This is a genomic window from Micromonospora sp. NPDC005367 (assembly GCF_040606825.1).
In the GTDB taxonomy this organism is placed as follows: Bacteria; Actinomycetota; Actinomycetes; order Mycobacteriales; family Micromonosporaceae; genus Micromonospora.
This window is the reverse complement of the sequence record NZ_JBEXFP010000095.1, coordinates 1-5,837: the sequence shown is the minus strand read 5'-3', so window position 1 is coordinate 5,837 and position 5,837 is coordinate 1. Positions and strand designations below refer to the sequence as shown.

5 protein-coding genes are annotated in these 5,837 nt (G+C 73.4%); 1 reads left to right on the top strand and 4 read right to left on the bottom strand.

The features are described 5' to 3' along the window. From ABZS42_RS31775 to recN, 4 genes are all read right to left on the bottom strand, one after another. Positions 1 to 582: hypothetical protein (locus ABZS42_RS31775; protein ID WP_355151640.1), on the bottom strand; the 582-nt coding region annotated here is incomplete at its 3' end. Between the two features lie 52 nt (positions 583 to 634). Then, positions 635 to 1,576 carry a copper transporter gene (locus ABZS42_RS31770; RefSeq protein ID WP_355151638.1) on the bottom strand — a complete coding sequence of 314 codons (942 nt, stop codon included), beginning with the start codon at positions 1,574 to 1,576 and terminating at the stop codon, positions 635 to 637. A 25-nt stretch (positions 1,577 to 1,601) separates the two neighbouring features. After that, complete coding sequence (gene steA, locus ABZS42_RS31765) at positions 1,602 to 2,780, bottom strand: putative cytokinetic ring protein SteA (protein ID WP_355151636.1); 1,179 nt, start codon at positions 2,778 to 2,780, stop codon at positions 1,602 to 1,604. Between the two features lie 119 nt (positions 2,781 to 2,899). Next, a complete protein-coding gene (gene recN, locus ABZS42_RS31760; RefSeq protein ID WP_355151634.1) occupies positions 2,900 to 4,657 on the bottom strand; it encodes a DNA repair protein RecN in 1,758 nt (585 codons plus the stop codon). A 79-nt stretch (positions 4,658 to 4,736) separates the two neighbouring features. Here recN and ABZS42_RS31755 point away from each other — a divergent pair, with 79 nt between their 5' ends. Continuing rightward, positions 4,737 to 5,723 (top strand): helix-turn-helix domain-containing protein, encoded by a 987-nt coding sequence (locus ABZS42_RS31755; protein WP_355151632.1) that lies wholly within the window; start codon positions 4,737 to 4,739, stop codon positions 5,721 to 5,723. Positions 5,724 to 5,837: the final 114 nt, after the last annotated feature.

Sequence of the window (5,837 nt, the reverse complement as noted above, 5' to 3'; positions counted from 1 at the left end):
GGCCAGCGGCGCGCCGAGCAGCAGGCCGGACTTGAGCGCCCGGCCGGGACGCAGGTCAAGCAGGTTGAGCAGGTTCGCGGTGCCGGCGACCACGCCGGCGCCGAGGAGCACGTCGGCGCCGCGGCCGAGCGCGCCCAGCCGGGCCCGGCGACGGTGCCCGGCGACCCGGGGGTCGGCGGCGAGCAGCGCGGCCGCGCCGAGCCCGGCGGCACCCACCCCGACGATCTTGATGAGGCCGGCGGTGACCCGCCCCTCGCGCAGCGCGGCGAGGTGACCGGCGAAGCCCTTTGCCGTCTTCTGCTCCGGCCGGGCGCCGACCACGTCGTCGTAGAGCCCCACCGCGCCCGCGCCGAGGCCGGCGACCATGCTCGCGGCGCCGGACGCCGTGCTGGTGGCCCCGAACGCCGCCGCGCCGGTCGCGCCGACGGCGAGCGCCGGGCCCGCCGCGAGGCTCACCGAGCGGCCCCGGAAGTTGGTACGCGCGAGCGCGGGCCCGGCCGGGGAGGTACGCACCTGGCGCAGCGCGTACCGGGCGGCGACCGCCCCGGCGCCGGCGGTCAGCAGCCGGCCCAGCATGCTCACGCGGTCGCTCCGATCATCGTTTGCTCGACGGGTGTCCGGGTACGTGGTTCGGTCACTGGGGCAGTTTAGGCAGCAGCGACTCGGCGTTGTTGCCCACGCCGTACTGGCCGGCCTTCTTCTCGGTGAGCTGCTGCACCAGCGCGAGGGTGGTGACCAACTGGCCCTGGATGGTGTTCGCGTTGTCGACGGTGGAGATCGACTGGGAGAGCACGGCGTCGCCGCGCACGGCCGCCACGAGGTTGCCGCCGTCGGAACCGTTGCCGCCGACGACGATCGCGCCGGTCCGGTCGAACTGCTCGGCGACCTTCACCACCGACTCGTCCTTCTTGGCGGAGTCCTTGTCCACGTACGGCTGGCCGCTGACCACCACGACGGCCTCCGCCGGCCCGCTGATCCGGTCCTCGGTGGTGAGGTACCCGTCGTTGGTGTACGCGGCCAGCACCGCCCGCCGGTCGGCGTCGGTGACCGCCGGGACGCCCGCCCCCCGGTCGAGCAGCACGCTGGCCAGCAGCGCGCTGGAGGTCTCCACGCCCTGGCCGTTGCCGGGCAGGGTGCTGGTCTGCGCGCTGGTCGGCCGGACCGCGGTCACCGCCAGCTCCAGCAGATTGTTGTTGTTGTCCGGGTTGATGAACTTGTCCTGCAGGTCCACCCGGCCGGTGACGTTCGCGCCGGCCAGCTGGAGCGACTTCAGCACGCCCTCGGTGTGGTCCCGCCCGGTGGGCAGGCTGATCACCAGGACCCGGCGGCCGGTGAGCTTGCCGGGGAGCACGACCTGCGCCATCTCCGCCGCGAAGCCCTCCTCCGACTCCAGCTCCTTCTCCATGTTGTTCACCGTCTGGCGCATCTGCTGGTTGTCCTTGCGCAGGGCGGTGACCTGTTCCTTGAGCGAGTCGGCCACCGGACCGTTGAGGGCGGCCGTGCCGACCACCAGGCCGATGGCCAGCGCCAGGAACACCGCGGTCAGCGACACCACGTGGTAGCGGAAATTGATCACGCTTGCAGCCTCTTGATCGTCGGAGCTAGAAGAGCTGGCCGAGCTGGAAGACGAAATTGTCCCACCACTCGGAGACCACGCCCAGGTACGCCTTTCCGACCGTGGAGACGGCCACCGCGGAGGCCATCGCGGCGATCGCCGAGAGCACCAGCAGCAGCAGCGAGGAGCCGGAGATACTCTGCCGGTAGAGCCGGCTCACGCCCTTGGCGTCGACCAGCTTGCCGCCGACCTTCAGCCGGGTGAGGAACGTCGAGGCCATACCGCCTCGACCCTTGTCGAGGAACTCGACAAGGGTGGCGTGCGTGCCGACGGCCACCAGCAACGAGGCGCCCTTCTCGTCGGCGAGCAGCATGGCGAGGTCCTCGCTGGTCGCGGCGGCCGGGAAGGTCACCGCCGGCACGCCGAGCGCGGTGACCCGCGGCAGACCGGGCGCCCGCCCGTCCGGGTACGCGTGCACGATCACCTCGGCGCCGCAGCGCAGCACGTCGTCGGTGACCGAATCCATGTCGCCGATGATCATGTCGGGGGTGTAGCCCGCCTCGACCAGCGCGTCGGCCCCGCCGTCGACGCCGATGAGCACCGGCTTGAACTCCCGGATGTACGGGCGCAGCACGTCCAGGTCGGCCTTGTAGTCGTAGCCCCGGACCACGATGAGGCAGTGCCGGCCCTGGATCTGGGTCTGGATCTCGGGTACGCCGACCCCGTCGAGCAGCAGGTCCCGTTCCTGCTTGAGGTAGTCCATGGTGTTGGCGGCGAACGCCTCCAACTGCACCGACAGCCCCTCCCGGGCGTCGGCCATCGCCTTGGCCACCGTCTCGGTGTCCTGCAGGGCGCCGTGCGCCACCGGCTCGTCGCCGACGTAGACCGTGTTGCCCTCGATCCGCACGGTGTCGCCCTCGCGGATCTGTTCGAAGATGCCCTCGCCCAGGTCGTCGAGGAGCGGGATGCCCGCGCCGATGAGCACCTCGGGGCCGAGGTTCGGGTAACGCCCGGAGACCGACGGCTTGGCGTTGAGCACGGCGGCGACGCCGACGGCGACCAGCGAGTCGGCGGCCACCCGGTCCACGTCGACGTGGTCGATCACCGCGATGTCGCCGGGGCGGAGCCGGCCGACCAGCCGCTTCGTACGGCGGTCCAGACGTGCGGTGCCGAGGACACTGCCCGGTTCCGCGTTCCGGGTCCGGCGCAACGTGGGTAGACGCATCCTGACCATCCTGGCATGTGAGGCAGGGATTTCTGTCGCGACATGCCTGAGCAGGGCCGCCTACCCAGGGAAGCACACCAGAGCGCAGGCCGGTGTGCTTGCGCTCACAATACCGCGGGTCACGCCCGCCTTTCCTTGGCCGCCACGGCCAGAAGCTCCTCTGCGTGTGCGATACCCAGATCCGAGTCCGGCAAACCTGCGAGCATCCGGGCGAGTTCGCGGGCCCGCTCTGTGTCCTCCACCACACGCACCCCGCTGGTGGTCACCGCACCCCCGGTGTCCTTCGCGACCACCAGGTGCCGGTCGGCGAACGCGGCGACCTGCGGCAGGTGGGTGACGACCAGCACCTGGTGACTGCGAGCCAGCCGGGCCAGCCGGCGCCCGATCTCCACCGCCGCCCGGCCGCCGACACCGGCGTCGACCTCGTCGAAGACCAGCGTGGGCGGGCCGCCGGAGCCGGCGAAGACCACCTCGATGGCGAGCATGACCCGGGACAGCTCACCACCGGAGGCGCCCCGCTGCAACGGCAGCGACGGCGCGCCCGGATGGGCCAGCAACCGCAGCTCGACCTCGTCACCACCGTCCGGGCCGACGCCGACCTGCGACCCGTTGACCGTCAGGGTCGGCTCCGCGCGATTGGCCGGTCGGGGCACCACCGCCACCTCGATCCGGGCGTGCGGCATGGCCAACCCGGCCAGCTCGACCGTGACCTGCTCGGCGAACCGGTGGGCCGCTTCCTGTCGGGACACCGACACCCGGCCGGCCAGCTCCGCCACCTCGGCGGCGAGCCGCTGCCCCTCTCGCTCCAACTCGTCGAGGAACTCGTCTGAGGTGTCCAGCTCGGACAGTCGGGTACGGGCCCGCTCGGCCCAGGCGATGACCCCGTCGACGTCGTCCGCGTACTTGCGGGTCAGCGCGCGCAGCGCGGCCCGCCGCTCGTAGACGGTCTGCAACCGGGCCGGGTCGGCGTCGAGCGAGGCGAGGTAGGTCGACAGCTCGGCGGAGACGTCGGTGACCAGGGTGGCCGCCTCCTCCAGCCGCGTCGCCAGGTCACCCAGCGCCGGGTCGGTGTCGGCCTGCGCCTCCAGTGCCCGCCGGGCGGCGCCGAGCAGGGCCGTGGCGTCCGGAGTGTCGTCGGCCGCCTCCGCGCCGCCGGCGACGCACTGCTGGGCGATCTGTGCCGCGGTGCGCAGCCCCTCGGCGTGCTCCAACCGCTGCGCCTCGGCCTTGAGCTCGTCGTCCTCGCCGGGCTGCGGGTCGACCCGGGTGATCTCGTCGAGCCCCAGCCGCAGCAGGTCGGCCTCCTGATGCCGCTCCCGGGCGTTGCGCCGCCGGTCGGCCAGGTCGTCGACCACCCGGCGCCACCCGGTGTACGCCTCGCGCAGCGTCTCGAGCAGCTTCTCGTGCTCCGGGCCGGCGAACCGGTCGAGCGCGGCCCGCTGCTCGGCCGGACGCAGCAGCCGCAGCTGGTCCGACTGGCCGTGCACGGCGACCACCTGCTCACCGACCTCGCCCAGCATCGACACCGGCATGCTGCGGCCACCCACGTGCGCCCGGGATCGACCCTCGACCGTCACCGTGCGGCTCAGCAGCAGCGAGCCGTCCTCGTCCGGATCACCGCCGGCGTCGGTGATGCGGGCGTGCACCGTCTCGGCGACCCGGCCGGTCAGGCGCAGCCGCCCCTCCACCACGGCACGGCCCGGCTGGGCCCGCACCCGCCCGGCGTCGGCCCGACCGCCGAAGAGCAGGCCGAGGCCGGTCACCACCATGGTCTTGCCCGCACCGGTCTCGCCGGTGATGACGTTCATGCCGCCGGTCAACGGCAGCGTGGTGTCCTCGATGACGCCCAGTCCGGTGATGCGCAGCTCCTCCAGCACAGCACCTGACAGTAGACGCGCGGTCCGACAGTTGACCAGCCGACGAGCCCACGTCGGGCGGCTCGTACAGTTCAGCTCCGTGTTTGAGGTGATCGGCCTGACCCCGGGTGAGGAGCAGCTCTACCGCGTTCTGGTGCGGCTCACGGCCGCGCGGGTCGACGAGCTGGTCGAGCGGCTGCGCCGGCCCCGTACGGAGGTGCTGGCGCAGCTGGACGCGCTGCGCGGCAAGGGGCTGGTGCCGCCCGCCGGACCGGACCCGGACACCCCGGTGCGGCCGCTCGCACCCGACGTGCCGCTCGGCGCGGCGCTGCTGCGCCGGCAGGAGGCGCTGGAAACCGCCCGCGCGGCGGTCGACCAGCTGACCGAGGAGTACCGGGCCGGGATGCGCCGCCACGACGCAGCACACCTGGTGGAGGTCGTCCGAGGCGCCGGGGCGCTCCGGGAACGCCTGCGTGACCTGCAGAACGGCGCCCGCGACGAGGTGTTGTGGTTCTGCCGCGCCAACCCGTTGGCCATGGCGGGGCAGGACAACCTCGAGGAGTTCGACGCGCTGGCCCGCGGGGTCCGATATCGGGCCATCTACGAGCGGGAGATGCTCCTCGAACCCGGCGCGCTGGAGGACCTCGAGAACGGGATCCGGGCCGGCGAGCAGGCCCGCGTGCTCGACCGGCTGCCGGTACGGCTGGCCATCGTGGACGCCCGCACGGCGATCTGCCCGCTGGTGCCGGACGGGGCCGGCGGCGAGACGAGCGCCGCGGTCATCGGCCGCAGCCAGCTGCTCGACGCGCTGCTCGCCCTCTTCGAGAGCCACTGGCGCATCGCCACACCACTTCGCTCGACCGGCACGGCCGTGCACGAACCGGCCGGTGACGACTACCGGCCGGACGCCGACGAGACCCGGCTGCTCGCGCTCTTCGTGGCCGGCGTCCCGGACAAGTCCATCGCCTCACAGCTGGGCGTGAGCCGTCGTACCGTGCAACGACGGCTGGCCGACCTGATGATCGCCGCCGGCGTGGACACCCGGCCCGGGCTGGCGTTCCAGGCCGCCCGGCGCGGCTGGCTCTGACACCGGTGGTGGGGGGGGGGGGGGGGCCCGCCCCCCCCCCCCCCCCGCGGGCACGGCCGGGGCCGGGGGCACGGGGGGGGGGGGCGGGGTGGCGGGCCGCGGGGCCGGGGGGGC